This window comes from Paenibacillus sp. MMS20-IR301 (genome assembly GCF_032302195.1).
In the GTDB taxonomy this organism is placed as follows: Bacteria; Bacillota; Bacilli; order Paenibacillales; family Paenibacillaceae; genus Paenibacillus_AQ.
Genome location: NZ_CP135275.1, coordinates 1,562,237 through 1,584,593 on the forward strand (window position 1 = coordinate 1,562,237; position 22,357 = coordinate 1,584,593).

General features: G+C 51.9%; 19 protein-coding genes. 13 read left to right on the forward strand and 6 right to left on the reverse strand.

Features of this window, described 5'->3' with window-relative positions:
• Positions 1 to 10 precede the first annotated feature (10 nt).
• The 3 genes from LOS79_RS06905 to LOS79_RS06915 all read left to right on the forward strand — a co-directional run bounded on the left by LOS79_RS06905 (position 11) and on the right by LOS79_RS06915 (position 2,291).
• Positions 11 to 1,078, forward strand: coding sequence for a ThiF family adenylyltransferase (locus LOS79_RS06905; RefSeq protein WP_315417374.1), 1,068 nt, complete (start codon positions 11 to 13; stop codon positions 1,076 to 1,078).
• Positions 1,023 to 1,397, forward strand: a complete 375-nt coding sequence (locus LOS79_RS06910) for a Dabb family protein (protein ID WP_315417376.1) — start codon at positions 1,023 to 1,025, stop codon at positions 1,395 to 1,397. Before LOS79_RS06905 ends, LOS79_RS06910 begins: the two co-directional genes overlap by 56 nt.
• 135 nt (positions 1,398 to 1,532) lie before the next feature.
• Positions 1,533 to 2,291 (forward strand): response regulator transcription factor, encoded by a 759-nt coding sequence (locus LOS79_RS06915; RefSeq protein ID WP_315417379.1) that lies wholly within the window; start codon positions 1,533 to 1,535, stop codon positions 2,289 to 2,291.
• Positions 2,292 to 2,319: 28 nt separating this feature from the next.
• Here the strand turns inward: LOS79_RS06915 and LOS79_RS06920 are convergent, their stop codons facing one another.
• Both LOS79_RS06920 and LOS79_RS06925 read right to left on the reverse strand, forming a co-directional pair.
• Positions 2,320 to 2,859: a C40 family peptidase gene (locus LOS79_RS06920; RefSeq protein ID WP_315417382.1), complete on the reverse strand. Its 540-nt coding sequence runs from the start codon at positions 2,857 to 2,859 to the stop codon at positions 2,320 to 2,322.
• A gap of 281 nt (positions 2,860 to 3,140) precedes the next feature.
• Positions 3,141 to 3,782, reverse strand: a complete 642-nt coding sequence (locus tag LOS79_RS06925; protein ID WP_315417384.1) for a thiamine diphosphokinase — start codon at positions 3,780 to 3,782, stop codon at positions 3,141 to 3,143.
• A gap of 164 nt (positions 3,783 to 3,946) precedes the next feature.
• Here LOS79_RS06925 and LOS79_RS06930 point away from each other — a divergent pair, with 164 nt between their 5' ends.
• The gene (locus LOS79_RS06930) at positions 3,947 to 4,420 is read left to right on the forward strand and encodes a low molecular weight protein-tyrosine-phosphatase (protein ID WP_315422043.1); all 474 of its coding nucleotides are present in this window, start codon (positions 3,947 to 3,949) and stop codon (positions 4,418 to 4,420) included.
• 132 nt (positions 4,421 to 4,552) lie between these two features.
• Here LOS79_RS06930 and LOS79_RS06935 read toward each other — a convergent pair whose 3' ends face one another.
• Complete coding sequence (locus LOS79_RS06935; RefSeq protein WP_315417387.1) at positions 4,553 to 5,284, reverse strand: alpha/beta hydrolase; 732 nt, start codon at positions 5,282 to 5,284, stop codon at positions 4,553 to 4,555.
• Positions 5,285 to 5,549: 265 nt separating this feature from the next.
• Here LOS79_RS06935 and pdhA point away from each other — a divergent pair, with 265 nt between their 5' ends.
• The 7 genes from pdhA to LOS79_RS06970 all read left to right on the forward strand — a co-directional run bounded on the left by pdhA (position 5,550) and on the right by LOS79_RS06970 (position 14,006).
• Positions 5,550 to 6,617: a pyruvate dehydrogenase (acetyl-transferring) E1 component subunit alpha gene (gene pdhA / locus LOS79_RS06940; RefSeq protein ID WP_315417389.1), complete on the forward strand. Its 1,068-nt coding sequence runs from the start codon at positions 5,550 to 5,552 to the stop codon at positions 6,615 to 6,617.
• Between the two features lie 15 nt (positions 6,618 to 6,632).
• The gene (locus tag LOS79_RS06945) at positions 6,633 to 7,610 is read left to right on the forward strand and encodes an alpha-ketoacid dehydrogenase subunit beta (protein ID WP_315417391.1); all 978 of its coding nucleotides are present in this window, start codon (positions 6,633 to 6,635) and stop codon (positions 7,608 to 7,610) included.
• Between the two features lie 96 nt (positions 7,611 to 7,706).
• Positions 7,707 to 9,362, forward strand: a complete 1,656-nt coding sequence (locus LOS79_RS06950; RefSeq protein WP_315417393.1) for a 2-oxo acid dehydrogenase subunit E2 — start codon at positions 7,707 to 7,709, stop codon at positions 9,360 to 9,362.
• Between the two features lie 3 nt (positions 9,363 to 9,365).
• Complete coding sequence (lpdA, locus tag LOS79_RS06955; RefSeq protein ID WP_315417396.1) at positions 9,366 to 10,778, forward strand: dihydrolipoyl dehydrogenase; 1,413 nt, start codon at positions 9,366 to 9,368, stop codon at positions 10,776 to 10,778.
• 186 nt (positions 10,779 to 10,964) lie between these two features.
• The gene (locus LOS79_RS06960; RefSeq protein WP_315417398.1) at positions 10,965 to 11,759 is read left to right on the forward strand and encodes a thymidylate synthase; all 795 of its coding nucleotides are present in this window, start codon (positions 10,965 to 10,967) and stop codon (positions 11,757 to 11,759) included.
• Positions 11,760 to 11,792: 33 nt separating this feature from the next.
• Positions 11,793 to 12,320 (forward strand): dihydrofolate reductase, encoded by a 528-nt coding sequence (locus LOS79_RS06965; protein ID WP_315417400.1) that lies wholly within the window; start codon positions 11,793 to 11,795, stop codon positions 12,318 to 12,320.
• A gap of 198 nt (positions 12,321 to 12,518) precedes the next feature.
• Positions 12,519 to 14,006 carry a glutamate synthase subunit beta gene (locus LOS79_RS06970; protein WP_315417402.1) on the forward strand — a complete coding sequence of 496 codons (1,488 nt, stop codon included), beginning with the start codon at positions 12,519 to 12,521 and terminating at the stop codon, positions 14,004 to 14,006.
• 104 nt (positions 14,007 to 14,110) lie between these two features.
• Here the strand turns inward: LOS79_RS06970 and LOS79_RS06975 are convergent, their stop codons facing one another.
• Positions 14,111 to 16,111: a methyl-accepting chemotaxis protein gene (locus LOS79_RS06975; RefSeq protein WP_315417404.1), complete on the reverse strand. Its 2,001-nt coding sequence runs from the start codon at positions 16,109 to 16,111 to the stop codon at positions 14,111 to 14,113.
• A gap of 548 nt (positions 16,112 to 16,659) precedes the next feature.
• On the opposite strand from LOS79_RS06975, the gene LOS79_RS06980 reads away from it, so the two are divergent.
• Both LOS79_RS06980 and LOS79_RS06985 read left to right on the forward strand, forming a co-directional pair.
• A complete protein-coding gene (locus tag LOS79_RS06980; RefSeq protein ID WP_315417407.1) occupies positions 16,660 to 18,363 on the forward strand; it encodes a proline--tRNA ligase in 1,704 nt (567 codons plus the stop codon).
• Between the two features lie 139 nt (positions 18,364 to 18,502).
• The gene (locus LOS79_RS06985) at positions 18,503 to 20,770 is read left to right on the forward strand and encodes a type IA DNA topoisomerase (protein ID WP_315417409.1); all 2,268 of its coding nucleotides are present in this window, start codon (positions 18,503 to 18,505) and stop codon (positions 20,768 to 20,770) included.
• A 202-nt stretch (positions 20,771 to 20,972) separates the two neighbouring features.
• Here the strand turns inward: LOS79_RS06985 and LOS79_RS06990 are convergent, their stop codons facing one another.
• Both LOS79_RS06990 and LOS79_RS06995 read right to left on the reverse strand, forming a co-directional pair.
• Positions 20,973 to 21,431, reverse strand: a complete 459-nt coding sequence (locus LOS79_RS06990) for a transposase (protein ID WP_315417411.1) — start codon at positions 21,429 to 21,431, stop codon at positions 20,973 to 20,975.
• A gap of 103 nt (positions 21,432 to 21,534) precedes the next feature.
• Positions 21,535 to 22,269, reverse strand: a complete 735-nt coding sequence (locus tag LOS79_RS06995) for a DsbA family protein (RefSeq protein WP_315417415.1) — start codon at positions 22,267 to 22,269, stop codon at positions 21,535 to 21,537.
• Positions 22,270 to 22,357 lie beyond the last annotated feature (88 nt).

The window sequence follows — 22,357 nt, forward strand, 5'->3', positions numbered from 1 at the left end:
GTTAGGCTATATGAATCCTGATGGTGACAAAAGAACAGGTGCTGGTTCCGCAAGCCGGGACGGCAGGTATTCCAGACAGATCCGGTTCACCCCCTTCGGGGCTGCCGGGCAGCAGGGATTAGCACGATCAACTGTACTGGTTGTCGGAATGGGGGCGCTGGGCACCGGTATCGCCGAGACGCTGGCGCGCTGCGGGGTAGGCCGGCTCATCCTGGTTGACCGTGATTATGTGGAATGGAGCAATCTGCAGCGCCAGCAGCTGTATACCGAAGAGGATGCCAGACAGAGGACCCCTAAGGCGGCTGCAGCCTGGCAGCGGCTGGCGGAGATTAATTCGGAGATAACGATTGAAGCCCATGTGCTGGACGGGCGTGCGGAGGAGCTGGGCAGCCTGCTGCCAGGGGTTGATCTGATTATGGACGGGACGGACAATTTCGATACCCGGCTCATCATCAATGATCTCGCACACAAGCACGGTATCCCTTGGATCTACGGGGCGTGTGTAGGAAGCTATGGAGTCACTTATACCATTTTGCCGGGTGAGACCCCCTGCTTGAATTGTCTGCTGGGTACTGTTCCGCTTGGCGGAGATACCTGTGATACGGCCGGAATTCTGCCCCAGGCTGTGCAGCTGGTAACGGCAAACGGCACTGCGGAAGCGCTCAAGCTGCTCGGCGGATACCGGGAGAAGCTGCGCGGCAAGCTGCTGACCTTCGATATTTGGCGTAATGAGCAGCAGGAGATCGGGGTGAAGGCGGCGAAAAAAGTAGACTGTCCTTCCTGTGGCAAGCAGCCTGTGTATCCGTACTTGTCGGCGTCGGGCAGTGAGCGCAGCGATGTACTGTGCGGCCGGGATACTGTGCAGATTCGTCCAGCCCGGCGCGGGAGCCTTGATCTGCAGGAGACTGCCGCCCGTTTGTCCAGTCTGGGCAGCGGCAAGGTAGAGAGCAATCCTTACCTGGTCTCATACACAGAGGAACCATACCGTATGGTTGTGTTTGCCGACGGGAGGGCGCTGATTCATGGAACCAGTGATACCGCTGCCGCCCGCAGCTTCTATCACCGGTATTTCGGATAAAGAAGGAGCGAGAACATTGAAGAATGGAACGATACGGCATATGGCCGTCTTTACACTGAAGGCTGCCCCGGATTCTGCGGAAGCCGCCGCTTTTCTGCGCGATGGAGCGGAGATTCTCAGCAATATTCCGGTAGTGATGAACTTCGAGGTGCTGCGCCAGGTCAGTGCCAAATGTGAATTCCAGTACGGCTTCTCCATGGAATTTGCCGATCAGGCGGCTTATGACGCCTATAATGCTCATCCTGACCACCAGGCATTTGTCGAGAAGCGCTGGGAAACTGAGGTTGCCGCTTTCCAGGAGATAGATTTCGTGAATTAATTCTGCTTTTGCCCTATCTAGAGTACAGTACACAAAGAGACCATCCGGAAGGAATGGTCTCTTTGCTTTGCGGGAATCCTAGGCTCATCTGCGGCGGCACAGCCGGTGCAAGGCGAACATGCGGGGGAATCCATAATGAATGAACTTATCGCTTGGTATGCTCCAGGTCTGCCCCCGGGTGAGCAGGAATCTGCGGAGGACCGGAGGAGCCGGGAAGCCGGATATTCTGAAGTTGAAGCAGCGCTCCGTGATCTGGGGATGAAGACAGCCATAAGCGAAGATGTAGAGGAGCTGCGTCTGCTGCTGTCCGGTACAGAACCTGTACTGCTGCTTGCAGAGCTGTGTGATCCGGGCGGCTGGCCAGGCTGGAGTGTTGTTGCGGATATTAGGAATCACGGAGGAATTCTGCCGGTGATGGTGCTCTCTGCAGCTTCAGAAGAGCAGCAGGGTGCGGCGGCTGTATCCGCTTTTGATGCCGGAGGGAATGAATATATGTCGCTGCCTGTGCATACCGGAGAATTCAAATGCAGAGTGCTCAATCTGCTCAAGCTGACCGGGCGCCGCAGAGGACTGGCCTCGCTGCTCAAAGTAGACGGCCTGATCCTGGATCCCAGCCGCCGGCAGGTCAGCCGGGACGGGAACGAGCTGAAGATGACCCCCAAGGAATTTGATCTGCTGTATTATCTGGCGGTGAATCTGGGTGAAATCTGTTCACGCAGCGAAATACTGAAGCAGGTATGGGGGTACCAATTCCACGCAGACACCAATGTGGTCGATGTATATATCCGCCATATCCGCATGAAGGTGGACAAGGGCCACCGGAACAAGCTCATTCATACGATACGCGGAACCGGTTATGTGCTGCGGGCGCCGGAGAACGGCGCCAACTGCTGAAGATGAGATTCAGCACACTAAGCAAAGTCTACAGTACGCGGCGGGCCTTCAGGTAGGTTCTTTTCCAGTTTCCGGAGTTGAGATCTGAAATCGTTACACCCGGTGAACCGTAGGTGTGAAGAATCTTGCCGTTCCCTGCATATACAGCCACATGGGTTACATTCTTGCCGGTAGCCCGGCTTCCGCTGGAGAAGAACAGCAAATCGCCCGGACGCAGATTGGCTTTGCTTACGGCCGTGCCGACTTTGGACTGGGCTACGGATGTACGCGGCAGATTAACGCCATATTTGCTGAAGATATATTTTGTAAATGAAGAACAGTCAAAGTATCTGGTAGTTGAAGTGGATGCGCCGAACTGATACCGCGTACCCAGATATTTTTTGCCGAAGCTGACAATGCTTGTACCGGTTGAGGAAGCTGATACAGAGGCAGCAGCGGCAGAGTCAGCTGATACAGATGCTGCGGCAGCAGGGGCAGTGCCCGCTCCGGTTGACATTAGTGTGCCGAGACCGATTGAAGTGCAGATCCCGACGGCAAGTGCTTGCTTAAACCATTGATGCTTATTCATGTAGTAATACCTCCCAGGTTTGTATCTATCTTTCTAGTGTCCTTCTCTGATTCGTAGTATAGCAGGTAATTTATATCCTAAATTCTGGGGGGGAGGGGCGGAAGTCAAGCTGGGACTGGAATGAAAGCGTTTTATTAAAAAATCATTAAAAGTTACAAAAAATTAATATTTAAGCTTAATATTCATTATAAAAAGCCGGGAATCCCTTGTCTGTCAAGGGAAATCCCGGCTTTACATATTTGAAACAAAGGTTACAGCGATGTCTCCAAATCCCTATGTAATCAGTCCTTGCTCTGGATAATCAGCAGCAGTCCGCTCTCAATAGTCACAGTTCCGGGACTAGTCAGCAGCACATTGCTAACAGCCAGGGACTGTCCCAGCTTCAGGGTGGCATTGGTGAGCGGATACTGGAAGCCCTGCAGCGTAATTCCTGTAACCTCCGGCGTCAGGGGCAGTAAGGATACATAAGTGAATCCCCGTTCCTCTACAACCGCCTGGGAGCCGGTGAGTGTAATATAGTTATGCTCGTCCATAATCGAGCACGCAACCTGCCGCTGCTGGGCCCGGGTCATCATCTGGATGCTGGCCAGTGTGTGATCCATACGTGTGCCGGTTACCCCCAGAAACAGGATGGACTCAGGCCGGGTGTCCAGCGCAAGATCCAGAGCCATCTCCGAATCGGTCAGATCCTTGTATACCGGATCACAGGTGATAGTCTTTGTTGCGCCAGCCTCAATCCGCTGCAGGTCCTCCGCAGAGACGGAATCGAAATCGCCTACGGCTATGTCGGGCTTAATCCCGTGCTGGATCAGGAACAGAGCCCCCCGGTCGGCACCGATAATATAATCTTCTTCATCTAATAGGCTCAAAAAATCAGGTGACAGTCCGCCGCCTGCAAAGATGACAACACGTCCTGTTGGCAATCCAATCTCCTCCTTGCTGCAATTAATACAGTCATCCTGAACAGTATAATGCAGTTTGAAAAGTTGTACAATTGCTGCACGGACGCTAAAATAAAGAGAGTACGTCTGCCGCACGTAGCTGTCAGAAAGTAAGAGGCACTAACTATCACTAGGAGGTGGGAGCGATCGTAAACGTATTATTCGTCTGTCTGGGCAACATTTGCCGTTCCCCGATGGCTGAGGCTGTTCTGCGCCATAAGGTTGCACAGCAGCAATTGTCCGGGCAGATTACAGTGGATTCGGCCGGAACCGGAGACTGGCATATCGGCAAGCTGCCGCATGAGGGAACCCGGCGCATTCTGGATTTGCACGGAATCAGTTATCTGGATATGATGGCGCGGCTGGTCAGCGGTGATGATTTTGACAAATTTCAATATATAGTCTGTATGGATCAGTCTAATGGAGTTAATGTGCGCAAGCTTCCCGGAGGCGATAAACGGGAGCTGATGTATTTCATGGATCTTCTGCCTGAGGAGGAACTGCGTGAAGTGCCGGATCCTTATTTCACGGGGAATTTCGAACAGGTCTATGATCTGATCAATGCCGGCTGCGATGTGCTGCTTGACCGGATCAGAAGCGAGAAACTTCAGCAGGCCTAATCTGCTGCAGGAGTTGGAGGCCGTCCTTGCATGACAAGGGCGGGCATAGCCCGCCGTAATATGAAAACGCACACACCTGCTATACATACATAAGTTCGGAAGATGTTCACTTTTAAGGCCGGTTTGGCTGTTTCAGCGGTTAAAGAAATAGAGTAATGATTCCGGTAGTTCTTTTTGCCAGAATCCCCAGAGATGGCGGCCATCCTTCTCGCGGTAGGAGACCGTTGCTCCCCTTGATTCAAGCAAGGCTTTGGTTTCCCTGTTCATTTCTACGAAATCGTAGATCCCGGTATCCGTCGCATAGTCCCGTTCCTGCAGGCCGACCACCATATTGATCTGCAGCCAGGACAGGTCCTCTTCACGCGCCAGCAGTTCGCGGGATTCGGGATAATAGGCCCCGGAGAGGCTGAGGACACGGTTGAACAATGCAGGATAAGTTAGGGCAAGATGCAGCGATACGCTGCCGCCAAGAGAGTCGCCTGCAACAATCCTCTCATCAGGTGTTCGGCGCACAGGATAATTATGTTCAATGAAGGGAATAATCTCTTCGGCGAAGCATGCAAGGTACTGCTTGTAACGGCTGCCGAACGGAGCGTACTCCTGGGTGCGTACAGCGACGTTCACTTCAACGCCCACTATAATGAAGGGTTCCACATCCTGCTCCATGATCAGCTGCCCGGCAAGTGTCGCAATCCGGCCGAAGTTGAAGAACTCCTCGCCGTCCTGGCAGTAGACTACAGGATAGCTGAGAACCTCATTGTAACCGGGGGGCAGATAAATGCGCAGCTTGCGCTCCTCCTGCAGATGCTCGCTCCATAACGTTTGTTTCACTATTGTACGTTTCAGAAAAACAGGTTCACTCATTGGCGATTCGTCACCTTTCATGTCGTTTTTTGCATTAGACTAAGCGTTGCGTTAAAATTACCCATGATACAAATGTGGGATTTATCATTTACTTGATAAATTTCCTCGCATCTGTTATATGATAATTATTCGCCTGTTATACATACAAAATTTATGGAAACATAAATTTTATGCGTATTTCTTTGACGAAACAGCTGAAACAGGTGTATAATAATTCTATAACAGAGACCACTGATATTCAAATTTTTTTATTGAGGTGAAGATAATGACTAGAGTTCCTTATGAAGTGTATACAGAGGACGTTGAAGCCCTTTCGGTACTTTCTCCGGATGGTGAAGTTATCAACAAGGAAATGATGCCTGATCTTACCGATGATCAATTGAAAGAAATTATGTACCGTATGGTATTTACCCGTACCTGGGATGACCGTGCAGTCAACCTGGGCCGCCAGGGCCGCCTTGGTTTCTACGCACCGGTATCCGGCCAGGAAGCTACAATGATCGGCAGTGAATTTGCACTGCAGAAAGAAGATTTCGTCTGCCCGGGCTACCGCGATATTCCGCAGCTCGTATGGCATGGACTTCCATTATACCAGGCTTTCCTGTATTCCCGCGGTCATCAGCACGGCGGACAGATTCCTGACGGCGTAAATGTACTTATGCCGCAGATCATCATCGGTGCGCAGATTCTTCACGCTACCGGGATTGCCATGGGCTTCAAATTGAAGAAACAGCAGAATGTTGCTATCACTTATACAGGGGACGGCGGTTCTTCCGAAGGTGACTTCTATGAAGGCCTTAACTTTGCCGGACGCTTCAAATTGCCGGTAATCTTCTTCGTACAGAATAATGGTTATGCCATCACGACTCCATTCGCTAAGCAGACGGCTTCGAAGTCCATTGCACACAAAGCGGTTGCGGTCGGTATTCCCGGAATCAAGGTAGACGGCATGGACGTCTTCGCGGTAATCGCTGCTGTGAAGCAGGCTGCTGAGCGTGCCCGTAACGGTGAAGGTGCAACGCTGATTGAGGCTGTAACCTACCGTTTCCGCCCGCATTCCCTTTCTGACGATGCCAGCAAATACCGTTCCAAGGATGAAGAAGGCCAGTGGAATGAGAAGGATCCGATTGCCCGTCTTGCCAAGTATCTGGAGAAGAAAGGCCTTTGGACCGAAGAAGATACTGCCCGCGTAAGAGAAGAAGCGAAAGCGACTGTAAACGAGCAGATCAAGAAAGCAGAACAGACCGAAAAAATGACCATTCCCGGCTTGATCGACAGCATGTTCGAGGTAACTCCGAAACATCTTGAAGAACAAAAAGCCGATTTTGAATAAGGGGGATATCAGGCAATGGCACAGATGAATATGAAAGAAGCAATTCGTGACGCAATGCGCGTTGAACTGAGTCGCGACCCTAATGTTATGATCTTTGGCGAAGACGTTGGTAATGTAGGCGGCGTTTTCCGTGTAACAGAAGGGCTGCAGAAAGAATTTGGCGAGGAGCGCATCTTCGATACTCCGCTGGCCGAGTCCGCAATCGGCGGTCTGGCTTTTGGTCTCGGGATTCAAGGCTTCCGTCCAATCGCTGAAATCCAGTTTGTCGGTTTTATTTTCGAAGCCCTCGACCAGATCGTTATCCAGGCTGCACGCCTGCGTTACCGTTCGGGCGGCAAATATAATGCACCAGTTGTATTCCGCACTCCGTTTGGCGGCGGCGTTAAGGCTGCTGAGCTGCACACGGATTCCCTTGAAGGCCTGATTGCCCAAAGCCCGGGGATCAAGGTAGTTATTCCTTCAAACCCTTATGATGCAAAAGGCCTGATGATTGCCTCGATCCGTGATAATGACCCTGTATTCTTCATGGAGCACCTCAACCTGTATCATGCGTTCCGTGCTGAAGTTCCTGAAGGGGAATATACTGTTGAGCTGGGTAAAGCGAGTGTTGTCCGTGAAGGCAGCGATGTATCCATCATCACTTACGGCTTGATGGTACATACAGCTATCAAAGCGGCTGATCAGCTCGAGAAGGAAGGCATCAAGGCTGAAGTCATCGACCTGCGTACAGTTAGCCCGATTGATATTGATACCATTGTGGCTTCTGTCAAGAAGACCAACCGGGCAATTGTTGTTCAGGAAGCCCAGAAGAGCTCCGGCGTAGCCGCTGAAGTGATTGCACAGATCAACGAAAAAGCTCTGCTGCATCTGGAAGCCCCTGTGCTTCGTGTAGCAGGCCCGGATACCATCTTCCCGTTTGCACAAATCGAGGATACTTGGATTCCAACTCCTGCACGCGTAATTACAGCTGTGAAGAAAGTTTTGGAATTCTAGGATACATTCATCTTGCCGCCCTTGCGAAAGGGCGGCAACCGTTTCTGTAATATATCTGACTGAAATTTAATTTAACTTTTATAGGAGGTTATCAAGGTGGCAAAATTTGAGTACCGGTTCCCAGAGCTGGGCGAAGGTCTGCATGAAGGCGAAATTATCAAAATGCATATCAAAGCCGGCGATAAAGTAACCGATGACGATATCGTAATGGAAGTTCAGAATGACAAGGCAGTGGTAGAGGTGCCTTGTCCGGTCAACGGCACAGTGCTTGAAGTATTCACTAAAGACGGTCAAGTGTGCCGGGTAGGTGAAGTTGTGGCGATTATCGATGCGGAAGGTGAAGTTCCTGAACAGGAAGGCGGACATGCTGCAGCCCAGGCTACCCAGGAAGCTGATGCAGCTAAAGGCGGAGCGGACACAACCTCCTCACCGGCAGCCGGCACGCCTGCAACCGGTGGAGCTACAAACTTCCAGTACCTCTTCCCTGAACTGGGTGAAGGTCTGCATGAAGGCGAAATTATCAAAATGCATATCAAAGTCGGCGACAAAGTAACTGACGATGATATTATCATGGAAGTTCAGAACGACAAGGCGGTTGTAGAAGTGCCTTGCCCGGTTAACGGTACAGTGCTTGAAGTCCGCGTGAAGGACGGTCAGGTATGCCGTGTCGGCGAAGTTGTAGCTGTCATTGCAGCGGAAGGCGAAGTTCCTCACCAGGAGGGCGGCCACGCTGAAGAAGCTCCTGCAGCCCAGGCAGCGGCACCAGCCCAAGGTACAGCAGCGGCAGCAGCACCTGCTCCTAACCGCGAAGTACTGGCCACTCCAAGTGTGCGTAAATTTGCCCGCGACAAAGGCGTTGACATCTCCAAGGTGAACGGCAGCGGCAAGAACGGCAAGATTACACTTGAAGATGTAGAGTCCTTCCTGAAGGGCGGCCAGGCAGCACCAGCAGCGGCTCCGGCAGCAGCGGCATCCGCACCGGCAGCATCTGCAGCAGCAGAAGCTCCAAAAGCTAAAGCAGCAGCTCCTGCAGCAGCCGGCAATGCCAACCTTGAAGAAGAACGCGTACCGTTCAAAGGTATCCGTAAAGCGATCTCCAATGCCATGGTTAAATCAGCCTACACAGCGCCGCATGTTACCATCATGGACGAAGTGGATGTTACTGAGCTGGTGGCCTTCCGTGCCCGTATGAAGCCAGTTGCCGAGAAGAAGGGCGTGAAGGTAACTTATCTTCCGTTCATCGTGAAGGCACTTGTTGCGGCTTCACGTCAATTCCCGGCGCTTAACGCTATGATTGATGAAGAGTCCAACGAAATTGTCTACAAGAAATACTACAACATCGGTATTGCCACTGATACAGATAACGGCCTGATCGTTCCTGTCATCAAAGACGCTGACCGTAAGAGCATCTGGATGATTGCAAGTGCCATTACCGATCTGGCAGTACGCGGACGTGACGGCAAGCTGGCTGCAAATGAAATGAGAGGCAGCACCATCTCCATCTCGAACATCGGCTCCGCCGGCGGCATGTTCTTCACTCCGATCATCAACTTCCCTGAAGTTGCGATTCTGGGTACTGGCCGCATCACTGAGAAGCCGGTTGTTAAGAACGGTGAAATCGTTGCAGCACCTGTAATGGCACTGTCCCTGAGCTTTGACCACCGGATTATCGATGGCGCAACAGCACAGAATTTCATGAACTACATTAAGACCCTGCTTGCAAATCCTGATATGTTAGTAATGGAGGTGTAATAAATGGTAGTCGGAGACGCTTCAATCGAAATCGACACATTGGTAATTGGTGCAGGTCCCGGCGGGTATGTGGCGGCAATCCGTGCCGCCCAGCTCGGCCAGAAGGTCATCATTGTAGATAAATCGGAACTTGGCGGCGTGTGCCTTAACCGCGGCTGTATTCCTTCCAAAGCCCTGATCTCAGCAGCTCATCAGTTTGAGGCTGCACAGCACGGCGAAGTGTTCGGTGTAACTGCCGAGAACGTTAAAGTGGACTGGGCCAAAACCCAGGAGTTCAAGAACGGCGTTGTCAAAAGAATGACAACCGGCGTAACCAGCCTGATGAAGGGCAACAAAATTGAAGTGTTCAACGGTGAAGCTATGTTCATCAGCACAAACGAAGCCCGTTTGTTCAATGATCATGAATCCCCGCGCTACAAATTCAATAACTGCATCATTGCAACGGGTTCCCGTCCGATTGAACTGAAGCCTTTCCCGTTTGGCGGACGTATCCTGTCCTCGACCGAAGCGCTTGATCTTCCGGAAATTCCGAAGAGCATGATCGTTATTGGCGGTGGATACATCGGTGCCGAGCTGGGTCAAATGTACTCCAAATTCGGCACAAAAGTAACGATCATTGAAGGTCTGGACACTGTACTGCCTGGCTTCGATAAGGATATGACCCGTCTTGTAGCCAAGAACATGGCGAAGACCGGTATTGAGATCGTAACGAATGCCAAAGCAGAAAGTGCTGTACAAAATGATAAAGAGGTTACAGTGAAATACTCCGTGGGCGGCGAGTCCAAGGAAGTTACTGCTGAATACCTGCTGGTTACAGTTGGACGTCGTCCTAACACAGACGGCGAGCTGGGTCTTGATCTGATCGGTGTTGAGCTGGATGAACGCGGTCTGGTCAAAGTTGACCACCAGGGCCGTACTAATATCCCTAACATCTTTGCTATCGGTGATATCGTTCCTGGTCTTGCTCTGGCACATAAAGCTTCTTACGAAGGTAAAATTGCTGCTGAAGCTATTTCCGGACATAAATCCGTGGTGGACTACAAGGTTATGCCGGCTGTTGTGTTCACAGATCCTGAATGCTCCAGTGTAGGTCTGACTGAGAAGGAAGCGAAGGATAAGGGCTATGCTGTGAAGAGCGGCAAATTCCCGTTCGCAGGCAACGGCCGTGCCGTGTCCCTGAACGCTCCGGAAGGCTTCATCAAGATTGTCGCTAAGAGCGACAACAACCAGGTGCTCGGCGCGCAAATCGTCGGTATCGAAGCTTCGAACCTGATTGCTGAGCTGGGTCTGGCGATTGAAATGGGCGCTACGCTCGAAGATATCGCACTCACGATCCACGCGCATCCAACCCTTGGCGAAATTGTCATGGAAGCGGCTGAGCTGGTCGAAGGCCATCCGATTCACGTAATTAAATAATTTCGGCCGGGTAATTCCGGTGAAATAAGCAGAGGATGTTTCCGCGGCCATGTTGAATGGTTAAGGAAACATCCTCTTTTGCCTGGGAGCTGCAGGAAATTGCATTTTCTGCACTCAGGCAAGTTACAAGGGCGGTCAGGTCATGGTAAACTGAGAAATGAAAAAGAGAGAGGGGTGCGATACTGCTTGCGTAATTATTTGGATTTATTACAGGATATACTGGACCACGGCACAGCCAAAGGCGACCGGACCGGAACAGGCACAGTCTCTGTATTCGGGCGTCAGCTGCGGTTTGATCTGTCGAAGGGCTTTCCGCTGATGACCACCAAGCGCATCCATTTGAAATCGGTGGTGCATGAGCTGCTATGGTTTCTGAAAGGCGATACGAATACTTCATACCTGAAGGAGAACGGTGTCAGCATCTGGGATGAATGGGCCGATGAGAACGGGGAGCTGGGACCGGTATACGGTTCACAGTGGCGGGCCTGGGAGAGCAAAGACGGACGTCATATCGATCAGATCTCTGAAGTAATAGAGTCGATTAAGAACAATCCCGATTCGCGGCGTCACATTGTAAGTGCCTGGAACGTGGGCGAGATTGAGCAGATGAAGCTTCCGCCCTGCCATTTTGTCTTTCAGTTCTATGTTGCGGACGGGAAGCTTTCCTGCATGCTTACGATGCGTTCAGTAGATACCTTCCTGGGACTGCCGTTTAATATTGCCAGCTACGCGCTGCTTACCCATATGGTGGCCCAGCAGACCGGTCTTGAGGTGGGTGACTTCATCTGGTCCGGCGGTGATGTACACATTTATGCAAATCATATGGAGCAGGTGGCAACGCAGCTTGCGAGAGAACCTTATCCTTTGCCGCAGCTGAAGATCCGCAGATCTCCTGACAGTATATTCGATTATACCTTCGAGGACTTCGAATTTGAGGGCTATGTCCATCATCCGGGGATCAAGGCACCGGTAGCAATCTAAACCCTATGATTTCGTGGAAAAGAGGGCATAAATATGAGTATCACAATGATTTGGGCAATGGCTGCAAACGGTGTAATCGGCAAAAATAATGCTATGCCCTGGCATCTGCCGCTGGATTTCGCCTATTTCAAGGCTGAAACGCTGGGCAAGTCCATGCTGATGGGCCGTAAAACCTGGGAGTCGCTCGGCAGCAAGCCGCTGAAGGGCCGCAGAAGCATTGTCCTGACCCGTGATCAGAGCTTTGCGCCTGATGGTGCACAGGTTGTCCATACGCTGCAAGAGGCGCTTGCAGCCGGCCGTGGAGAGGATGAGCTGATGATTATCGGCGGTGCGGAAATTTACCGTCTGCTGCTTCCGCATGCCGATAAGCTGCTCATAACGCGGATTGAAGATGATATTGAAGGTGATACCGTATTTCCTGAAGTGGACTGGAGCCAGTGGCAGGAAATATCAAATACACCTGGAATCCGCAATGAGCAGAATCCATATGATTACCGGTTCCTTGTTTATGAACGCAGGTGTGACGATAAAGCGTTTTCTCTGACACATGATGTGAAATAGTACAAAAAATCTGCAGATTAATCCATTACTGTGCGAAAGTATAGAATGCTACTATAATTAAAATTAGAAATGCTAATATTTGCGTAGTATAAAATATGCAGAATCTTCATTGCGCTGTAGACAGCTATAATTTTACTGCGGATATGCTATAGTGTACTATACATCAACACGACGAGAACGGATGGGGGAAACGTATATATGTCTACACCTACTGGATTTATGGAGTATAAGCGCCAGCTCCCAGGAGACCGGGCACCCGAGCAGCGCATTAAGGATTGGGAAGAGTTCCACGAGCATCTGACTGAGGACGAGCTCCGGACCCAAGGTGCACGCTGTATGGACTGCGGAACACCTTACTGTCATACGGGCATGGATATGAGCGGTGGGACCTCAGGCTGTCCTGTACACAATCTGATCCCGGAATGGAATAACCTGGTCTACCGGGGGCTCTGGCGTGAAGCTCTGGAGCGTCTGCACAAGACGAACAACTTCCCAGAATTTACGGGCAGTATCTGTCCGGCTCCCTGCGAAGGCTCCTGTACCGTTGGCCTGATTGGACAACCGGTAACGATTAAGACTATCGAGCTGGCTATCGTGGATAAAGGCTTTGAAGAGGGCTGGGTAGTGCCGAATCCTCCGGAGAAACGCACCGGCAAGCGGATTGCCATCGTCGGCTCCGGCCCTGCCGGACTGGCCGCGGCAGCGCAGCTGAACAAAGCAGGACATTCGGTAACTGTGTTCGAGCGCAGTGACCGGATCGGCGGCCTGTTAATGTACGGAATTCCTACCATGAAGCTGGACAAACGTGTGGTGCAGCGCCGTGTGGATCTGCTGGCAGCAGAAGGCATTGAATTCGTTGTGAACACAGAAATCGGCAAGGACATCCCGGCACAGCAGCTGGTTGACGAGTACGATGCTGTGGTCCTGTGCGGCGGAGCGACCAAAGCCAGACGCTTCAATGTTGAAGGGAACGAGCTTAACGGTGTAATGTACGCTATGGATTATCTGAACGGAACAATCAAGAGCTATCTCAACTCCAATCTGGAGGATGGCAATTATGTATCTGCGGCAGGCAAGGATGTAATCGTGCTTGGCGGCGGAGATACAGGCTCAGACTGTGTAGCTACCGCACTGCGGCACGGCTGCAGCAGCATTACCCAGTTCGGTACGCATGACAAGGCGCCGCTTACACGGGATCCGATTGCGAACCCTTGGCCGCAGTTCCCTAATGTCTATACGCTGGACTATGCACAGCAGGAAGCCAAAGCCGTGTTCGGTGAGGACCCGCGTGAATTCTCCATCATGACTACGAAGTTTGTCGGGGATGAAGCAGGAAATCTGAAGGAGCTGCATACGGTTCAAATCCGCCGGATGGTGGATGAGACCGGACGGAAGATTTATCAGCCGGTTCCCGGCACCGAAGCGGTTTATCCGGCTCAGCTTGCCCTGATCGCGATCGGCTTTGACGGACCGGAGCAGGACATCATTGAAGAGCTGAAGCTGGATACGGACCGCCGCAGCAATGTGAAGGCCCGTTATGGCAAATTCAATACCAATGTAGATAAAGTGTTCGCTGCCGGCGATATGCGCCGTGGACAAAGTCTGGTTGTCTGGGCCATTAACGAAGGCCGTGAAGCGGCGCGTGAAGTGGATAAATACCTGATGGGCTCAACCGTGCTTGTCTAAGCCTGAACCTAGATGCAAATAAGCCGCCGCCTCAGCATTGCTGAAGCGGCGGCTTTATTTTGCCTGGAATTAGAGGAACATAAGGAGGTTAGCCTCCTGCACGCCTATTCCTCGAGCTTAAAGCGCTCAATCTTATGCTGCAGATCTCCGGCCATTTTGGACAGCTCTGTCGATGAGGCAGAGATCTCCTCCATCGAAGCCAGCTGCTGCTCAGTAGCTGCTGTAACACTCTGGAAGGCATCAGAGGTTGAGCGTGATATACCGGAGATCTCATGGACGGAAGCGGCAACCTCCTGCGCTCCGGCGGACATCTCCTCGGTAATCGCCGAGATATCATGAAGCTGGCTGTTAATTTTGGCGGTGGAATGCTCAATGCTGATAAAGGCTTCTTTGGCTTCGGCGGTGACCTGAATGCCCAGCTCTACATCGGCAGCGACTGTATGGCGGACAGCTTCATAGGTCTGATCAATTAATCCGGTCATTTGAAGCAGGGTAGCCTGGATATCCCCGGCTGTGTTTTTTGATTGATCTGCAAGCTTGCGTACTTCTGTAGCCACTACGGCAAAGCCCCGGCCATGCTCTCCGGCCCGTGCAGCTTCAATCCCGGCATTCAGTGACAGCAGGTTGGTCTGTACAGCAATGGCCGTAATCGCGCTGCTCATGGCAGACACCTCTGAGTTCAGTCCGTTCAGCTGCCCGATCAGCTCTGAGGAATGATGGGTGGAGCTGCGGATGGCATCCATTTGCCGGCTGACCTGCTCCATTTTCTGGCTGCCGCTGAGCACATTAGCTTCCGTATCTGCTGAAGAATCTACGATGGTCGCTGCAGCTTCCGCAATTTTTTGAATACCGGAGGACATTTCCTCCATCGCCCGGGAAGTTTCAGCCATCGCCGATGTCTGGGTTTCAGCGCCAACGGAAGAATCCTGCACCAGCTCAGCGACATAGGCGGTAGCCTTGGCATTCTCTTCAGTCGTGGCTGTAAGCTGTTGGCTCGATGAAGCAAGCTGTGTTGAAGTGTCTGATATATCAGCTACGATACTGCGCAGTGAGCCGACCATCAGATTATAATTCTCGGCCAGTTGTCCGATTTCATCGATCCGGTCGATGTGAATCTGCTCGTTCAGGTATCCCTCACTTACCCGGCGGGCAGAATTGTTCAGGCTGCGGATCGGCTTCGTAATCGAGCGGATAATCAGGTACATCAGAAGCATTGTAATAACCAGAGCTGCACCAAGTACCATCAGGCCTGTATAAATAATCGGCATAGAGGCTTCTTTGAACTCATCGGTAGGCACTACACCTACAACTGTGAAGCCGGTGTTCCGGTCGGTAGTATAATAGCCGCGCATATCTTTACCTGTATCCGGGTTCTGATAGGCCAGATCCCCGCTGCCGCTTCCCAGCATTTTAATTACATAGTCTGCCACATCTTCACCGGCGGCTTTCACCGGGTGGGCAACGAATTTGTGATTGCCGTCAACAATGTAAAAGTAACCTGTTTTGCCGGGAGTAACTTTGTTGATCTGCTCACTCATGGTTTTGAGATTCAGCGAGGTGGTGATGACACCTTTGCCGTCTTGCAGTGTTTTGGAAATATAGAGCGTGTAGTTGCCGGTGGTCACAGAGATGAGCGGATTGATAATAGTGACTTTTCCGGGATTCAGCAAGGATGCCTTGTACCAGTCACGGACACGCGGGTCGAAATCCTGCTTACCGGGATCAGGTGCCTTCATCCAGGCTCCTTGTTCGTTGCCGACTGAGAGAATCTCAAGCTCCGGATGATTTTTCATGAATAGCTCGATCAATGCGCGGGTTTGCGGGGACTGGGCATCAACGTCTGCAGCATTGATCTGCTGGCTCAGCAAATCGACATTGCGCATTGCCGCAGAAACATACTCGTCAATTGTGCTCGCGACGAGATCCACGCTTGCGTGTGTTGCATCCTGCATAGTAATTTCAAGTTGTTTGCTTGCACTGAAATACGAGAAATAGCTGACAAGGAGGACCGGGATCACCAGCATGACTCCAAAGAGCAGCATCATTTTTCTTTGCAGCGAGCGTGAGGTGATAGTCTGGATAATACGTTTGATAGGCTTGATCATGGATATGGTTCCCCCTCGGATACATGGAAATCGGCTTTATCTGTATCAATTGCCGATTCTTTGAATTACTCTAATAATATATTCGGTTATTCGACATAATTTTTTCATATCTGTTCTCCGTTCGGGCAAAAAATTAATTGCCCAGGGATAAATTTGAGCTGTACAGGATTACATGAGGCCGGATTTTAAATGCAATAAATTGTTATTTTATACAGCTGACTTGACGGGCTGACGGATTTCGGATAGATTAAGAAGCAGATTTATAATGTAAAAGCGTTGACCAAGGATCTATGTTTCCGTAACCGCCGGAACAGAGAGGGGATTCACCGGCTGAAAGGTCCCCCGAGAGCGAGTGAGACCTATCCTGCCTTGGAAGCTGCAGCAGACATTTGCTGACGGACCCGGCCGTTATCCGGATTAGAGGACTGCCTGCTCGTACAGCAGCGGTCGAAACAGGGTGGTAACACGACGCATTCGTCCCTGACGGATGCGTCTTTTTGCGTTTGTTAGAGCTGTAATCTAATTCTTGAAGAAAGAAGCTGATCATTATGCGTCAATCCAATCTATTCTTAACCACCCTCCGCGAAGCGCCGGCCGAAGCGGAAACCATCAGCCACCAGCTGCTGCTGCGGGCCGGCTATATCCGCCAGCTGGCGGCTGGAGTGTATACATATATGCCGCTCGGGCGGCGGGTGCTGCGCAAGCTGGAGCGGATCGTCCGGGAGGAGATGGACGGAGCAGGTGCGCAGGAGGTGCTTATGCCTGCGCTGCAGCCGGCAGAGCTGTGGAAGGAATCAGAACGTTACGAGGTATACGGCAAGGAGCTCATGAAGCTGCAGGACCGTCATGAACGTGAATTTGTGCTGGGACCGACTCATGAAGAGGTAGTGACAGCGCTCGTCAGAGGGGAAATCAGCTCCTACCGCAGGCTTCCGCTTACGGTGTATCAGATTCAGTCCAAATTCCGCGATGAGCGCCGTCCGCGTTCGGGGCTGCTGCGCGGCCGGGAGTTTCTCATGAAGGATGCCTATTCTTTTGACACCGGCTGGGAAGGGCTGGATCTGGCTTATGAGCAGATGTATCAGGCCTATGGACGGATATTCGAGCGCTGCGGACTGAAATACCGGGCGGTGCAGGCAAATGCCGGAGCCATCGGAGGCAAAGGACAGAACCATGAATTTATGGCTTTATCGGAGATTGGTGAAGATACGGTGGCTGTATGCACCAGTTGTGACTATGCCGCTAATCTGGAGCAGGCGGAGGTGCGCGGGAAGTCTGTAACACCAAAGCGTGATTTCAGCGGAAATGCTGTCCCGGTTAAATTCCATACGCCTAACCAGAAGACTATTCAGCAGCTGGAACAGGAAAGCGGGATCAAGCCGCAGGAGATTATTAAGACATTGATCTATACTAATGGCAATACTGTCTTCGCCGTATTGGTCCGGGGAGATCATGAGGTGAATGAGCTGAAGGTGCAGAAATATATGGGCGGCGGTGAAATCACACTGGCGGAATATGAACTCGTGCAGCAGGCGGCCGGGGTGGAGAGCGGTTACGTCGGCCCTGCCGGCTTGTCGCTAACTGTGCTTGTTGACCAAGCTGTTGCCGGGATGGCTGAAGGTATTACGGGTGCCGGGGAGAAGGATTACCATCTGCGCGGAGTTATACCCGGCCGTGATTTCCCGCTGGAGAATGTTGGTGATTTCCGCAACGCCGCAGCCGGTGATGCTTGTCCGGAGTGCGGGAGCGGTCAGCTTGAGTTCCACCAGGGAATCGAGGTAGGACATGTATTCAAGCTGGGAACCGTGTACAGCGAGAAGCTCGGGGCGAACTTCCTGGATACTGCGGGCCGGAGCCAGCCTATGGTAATGGGATGTTACGGCATCGGCATATCGCGTCTGCTGTCGTCAGTGGCAGAGCAGAACCATGATGATGAGGGGCTGATCTGGCCATCCTCTATAGCACCGTTCGCAGTCCATATTCTGCTGATGTCCGCCAAGGATGAAGCTCAGCGCGAAGCTGCTGAAGCGTTGTATATACAGCTTACTTCCTTCGGGATTGAGACCCTGCTGGATGACCGGGATGAGCGCGCGGGCGTGAAGTTCAAGGATGCGGGACTGATTGGTATCCCAGTAGCGCTGGTTGTAGGTAAAGGGTCAGCGGAGGGCAAGCTTGAATATATGGACCGCAGAGCGGGAACCAAAGAAGTGATTGATATAGAAGAAGCGGTGGCAAGAGTGCGCGGAATTTAACAAGCCGCTGAAGTGAAGCCGCAATTATCCGCTGCTATGAACCCGGTCTTCAAGTCAATACGTTAAAAAGTGGTGAAGAAATGTTATAATAGGCTACTAGACGTATTTTGGAAGAACCATGGGTAAGGAGCGATTATTTTTGAAGACACTTATTATTGCGGAGAAACCGGACATGGGGCGGAATATCGCCGCCGCAATAGAACCGAAGGCCAAAAATCACCGTTCCTATCTGGAAGGGGAGCAGTATATCATTACCTGGGCGATCGGGCATCTCATTGGCCTGGCTGAGCCTGAAGCTTACGACAGCAAATATAAAAGATGGAACATTAATGATCTGCCGATCATCCCGGATCAGTTCAAGCTGGTGCCGAATGCGCGGACACTCGATCAGCTGAAGGTGATTGGCGAGCTTGCGAAACGCAGCGATCTGCTGGTTAATTCCTGTGACGCCGGGCGTGAAGGCCAGCATATTTTCTCACTGATTCAGCGTCATTTGCAGCTGAGCCAGCCGGTCAAGCGGCTGTGGATCTCGGACCTGACCCCGGAAACGATCCGCAAAGGCTTCCAGGAGCTGAAGGACGGCTCGGAATACGAGAATCTCACCAAGGCGGCCAAGGCCCGCAGTGAAGCGGACTGGCTGATCGGGATGAACGGGTCGCGCGCTTTTACAACAAAGCATAATGTCCTGCTCTCAGTGGGCCGGGTACAGACGCCGGTGCTCGCCCTGATTTATGACCGCCAGAAGACGATTGAAGCCTTCTCCTCGCTGAAGTTTTTTGAGGTGGAAGGGCATTTCACCCAGAATGAGCTGATGTATAAGGGAATGTGGCAGGGAGAACGTTTAACGGACGGTGCCAAGGCGGAAGCACTGGCTGCCAAGATAAAGGGTAAACCGGCCAGAATCGAATCTTATGAGGTTAAAGAAACGAAGGAGTATCCGAACAAGCTGTACGATTTAACGCTGCTGCAGCGTGAAGCGAACGGGAAATATGCTTTTTCAGCCAAAAAAACGCTCGATATCGCCCAGGCGCTGTATGAAAAGCATAAGGTGATCTCCTACCCGCGGACGAACTCCAACTATGTGACGGAGCAGAATATTCCGGAGATGCACAAGACGCTCTCGGCGCTCCAGGGGACACAGTTTGATGAGTGGGTGAAGGGGGCGAACCGCAATCTGGTTCACAAGGGCAACAAGTTCATCTGTAACCCTTCCAAGGTTGAGGATCACCATGCCATTCTGCCGACGAACCGTAAAGCCTCCGGGCTCAGTGCTGACGAAGCCAAGCTGTATGACCTGATCGTCCGGCGGTTCCTCTCCCAGTTCTATCCGGCAGCAGAGTACAAATTGCATACCGTGATCACCGTAGTAGAGGATGAGAAGTTCAAAACTACGGTCAAGGAGCTGCTAAGCCTGGGCTGGAAGGTGATCTATGCCGACCAGAAGAAGGACAAGCTGAAGCCTGCTAAAGGCAAGGGCAAGGAGGAAGAGGAGGACGAGGAGGTTGAAGTAAATGAGCCGTTCTCGGTCTCTAAGGATGATGATGTGGTCTGCAGCGATGCCATCGTGAAGGAGAAGGACACCCAGCCGCCAAAAGCTTACACGGAAGGCACGTTATTGAAGGCGATGGAGAGCGCGGGCAAACAGATTGAGGACGAAGAGCTGCGGGATGCCATGAAGGATTCGGGGCTCGGCACACCGGCGACCCGGGCGGCGACGATTGAGCGGCTGAAGAATGTCGGTTATGTAGAGATGCAGGGTAAAAAAATTGCCATTACCCAAAAAGGGCGGACCGCCATTGAGCTGATCCGCGGAGCAGGTGTGGAGCTGCTGACCTCCCCGGAAATGACCGGACAGTGGGAGCGCCGCCTGAATGAAATTGCCCGCGGTACAGCGGAAGACGGGCAGTTCATGAACAATGTCAAACGCTTCGCCTCCATGATTGTGGACAAGGTCCGGGTGCAGTCCCGGGCGGATAAAACCTCCTTCGAAGGGGAGACTCCTGCGCTAAATACGGGGGCCAAAGGCCGCAGTACGGGCGGGGCAGCCCGCAAAGCGGAGGGCAAGGAGAGCAAGCCGGCAGCGCCAAGGAAGCGCAGTATGGCGGCGGCAGCAGCTGCGAAGCCAGCGGATTCCGGTCCGAAGGTAATCGGCAGCTGCCCGCGCCCCGGCTGCGGCGGCATGATCTTCATGGGCCGCAAAGGATACGGATGCTCCCATTACAAGGAAGGGTGTAAATTCGTCATCTGGAAGGAAACCCACGGGCGTACGCTGACCGACTCCCAGGTGAAGGCGCTGATTGAGAAAGGGCGGACCGGCAAGCTGAAGCTGGCTGCTGAAGACGGAACAGCGCTTGAAGGCAAGCTGGTGCTGATGAATACGGATACCGGCCAGCTGGGTGTGGAGTAAAGATATCTGTTTTCGGGCATTAGCATAAACATGTTGGAAGACAGAATGACACACATGCTGCGGCTCCCGGCGGACGGCCTGAGAAATAATTGAACCGCAGCAATAGTAAGGGGCTGTCCCAAAAGTAGTCTTTCTACGAGTAGAGACAAATCCTTCTCATTTTTAAAACCGCAAAAAGGTCAAAAGAGCAGCCATTCTCCCGTCATTGGAGAAAGGTTGCTCTTTGTTTTTGGTCATTTGCAGCTTGCTTCAATAAATTGTGGGCAAGCGAAAGCCAACCGACCTGGGACGTCACTTTTTCCATGCCGCGAAGCAGAAAGCGCCGGAAGCCCCGGTTATTCTTCAGTTGTCCGAATACACTTTCCGGTTCCGTCATTCGGCGTACGGCCAGGGCATAGCCTTCCTCACTTCGCAGGATATCCCGAGCCTGCTTCTGGTACAGCAGCCTCTCCAGACTGACAACCACTTCCCGATTTCCTGCAGCCTTGGTGCAGCGTTCCTTTAGCGGACAGCCTTCGCAGCTAAAACAGTGGAGAGGACGGGCTGATTGTGGAAAAGCGGTAGCGGTCGCCTTGGTCTCCGGATTTTCACCGCTAAGGGGAATCAAAAAAATCTGGAGAGCACAGCGACCCAAACAACGGTCCGTTCTCGGAGCGTCCACTTAAGTGCTCACGTTGATCCTACTCCAAAATAAAGAGCTGTCCCAAGCAGCCATTTCATGGCTTTTGGGACAGCTCCTTTTAGATTATTATACCGGACAAAGATTACTTGGCTTCCGCCAGACCGGCTTCAATCGCAGCAGCTAAGCCTTCATAAGAGGAGTCCGGCAGCAGAACACCGTTCACCATGAACTTGGGTGTGCCGTTTACGCCGTAAGCCCCGGCAATTTTGAAGTCCTCTTTGACATCGTACATGTAGGTGTGGTTCTTGATATCCTGCTCAAACTGGGCATAATCAAGGCCTTCAATATTGTCTTTGACAAACTTCAGGATGAACTTCTGGGTAGCCCAAATCTTGCCCTCATCCCCTTGATTCTCATACAGCTTGTGCACATATTCCCAGAACTTCTCGTTGCTCTGCTTATAGATGGCTTCTCCAGCACTTGCGGCAAGATAGGAGTCGCGGTCAATAAAGGCAAAGTTCATGAAATAGAACTGGACCTTTCCGGTGTCCACATAGTCCTTGATGAAGGTATCCAGATAGGATGCTGTCCATTTCTTACAGGCCGGGCATTTGAAGTCGGCAAATTCAATGACCTTCACCTTGGCATCATCACTGCCCAGATGCGGCTGCTTCTCATATTTCAGGCCGTCGACGACGAAGGTTCCCTTGACATCCGTGTAATTCGGGAGATTGTCGAGCTCGTCTGTGCCCTCAGAAGTGTTGCCAGTAAGTAGGAAGACAAGTACGGCAACCAGAATAACGACCACTAGTGCAAGCAGCATAAGGAGCAGATTCTTGTTGCCTTTGGCATTCCTGCCAACCGTTTGTTTATTCATGAGTGACCTCCTGCACGATATGAAAATCTACTCAAATAGTATAAACATACCCGCAGTCAGCTGCATATGCCATTTGTAACATAACCGT

Excerpts from the sequence above, each read along its gene's own strand:
- LOS79_RS06970 (WP_315417402.1), top strand. The coding sequence starts at position 12,519 with ATGTCTACACCTACTGGATTTATGGAGTATAAGCGCCAGCTCCCAGGA.
- LOS79_RS06995 (WP_315417415.1), bottom strand. The coding sequence starts at position 22,269 with ATGAATAAACAAACGGTTGGCAGGAATGCCAAAGGCAACAAGAATCTG.
- LOS79_RS06945 (WP_315417391.1), top strand. The coding sequence starts at position 6,633 with ATGGCACAGATGAATATGAAAGAAGCAATTCGTGACGCAATGCGCGTT.
- LOS79_RS06910 (WP_315417376.1), top strand. The coding sequence starts at position 1,023 with ATGGAACCAGTGATACCGCTGCCGCCCGCAGCTTCTATCACCGGTATT.
- lpdA (WP_315417396.1), top strand. The coding sequence starts at position 9,366 with ATGGTAGTCGGAGACGCTTCAATCGAAATCGACACATTGGTAATTGGT.
- LOS79_RS06965 (WP_315417400.1), top strand. The coding sequence starts at position 11,793 with ATGAGTATCACAATGATTTGGGCAATGGCTGCAAACGGTGTAATCGGC.
- LOS79_RS06935 (WP_315417387.1), bottom strand. The coding sequence starts at position 5,284 with ATGAGTGAACCTGTTTTTCTGAAACGTACAATAGTGAAACAAACGTTA.
- LOS79_RS06920 (WP_315417382.1), bottom strand. The coding sequence starts at position 2,859 with ATGAATAAGCATCAATGGTTTAAGCAAGCACTTGCCGTCGGGATCTGC.
- LOS79_RS06980 (WP_315417407.1), top strand. The coding sequence starts at position 16,660 with ATGCGTCAATCCAATCTATTCTTAACCACCCTCCGCGAAGCGCCGGCC.
- pdhA (WP_315417389.1), top strand. The coding sequence starts at position 5,550 with ATGACTAGAGTTCCTTATGAAGTGTATACAGAGGACGTTGAAGCCCTT.
- LOS79_RS06915 (WP_315417379.1), top strand. The coding sequence starts at position 1,533 with ATGAATGAACTTATCGCTTGGTATGCTCCAGGTCTGCCCCCGGGTGAG.
- LOS79_RS06905 (WP_315417374.1), top strand. The coding sequence starts at position 11 with ATGAATCCTGATGGTGACAAAAGAACAGGTGCTGGTTCCGCAAGCCGG.
- LOS79_RS06975 (WP_315417404.1), bottom strand. The coding sequence starts at position 16,111 with ATGATCAAGCCTATCAAACGTATTATCCAGACTATCACCTCACGCTCG.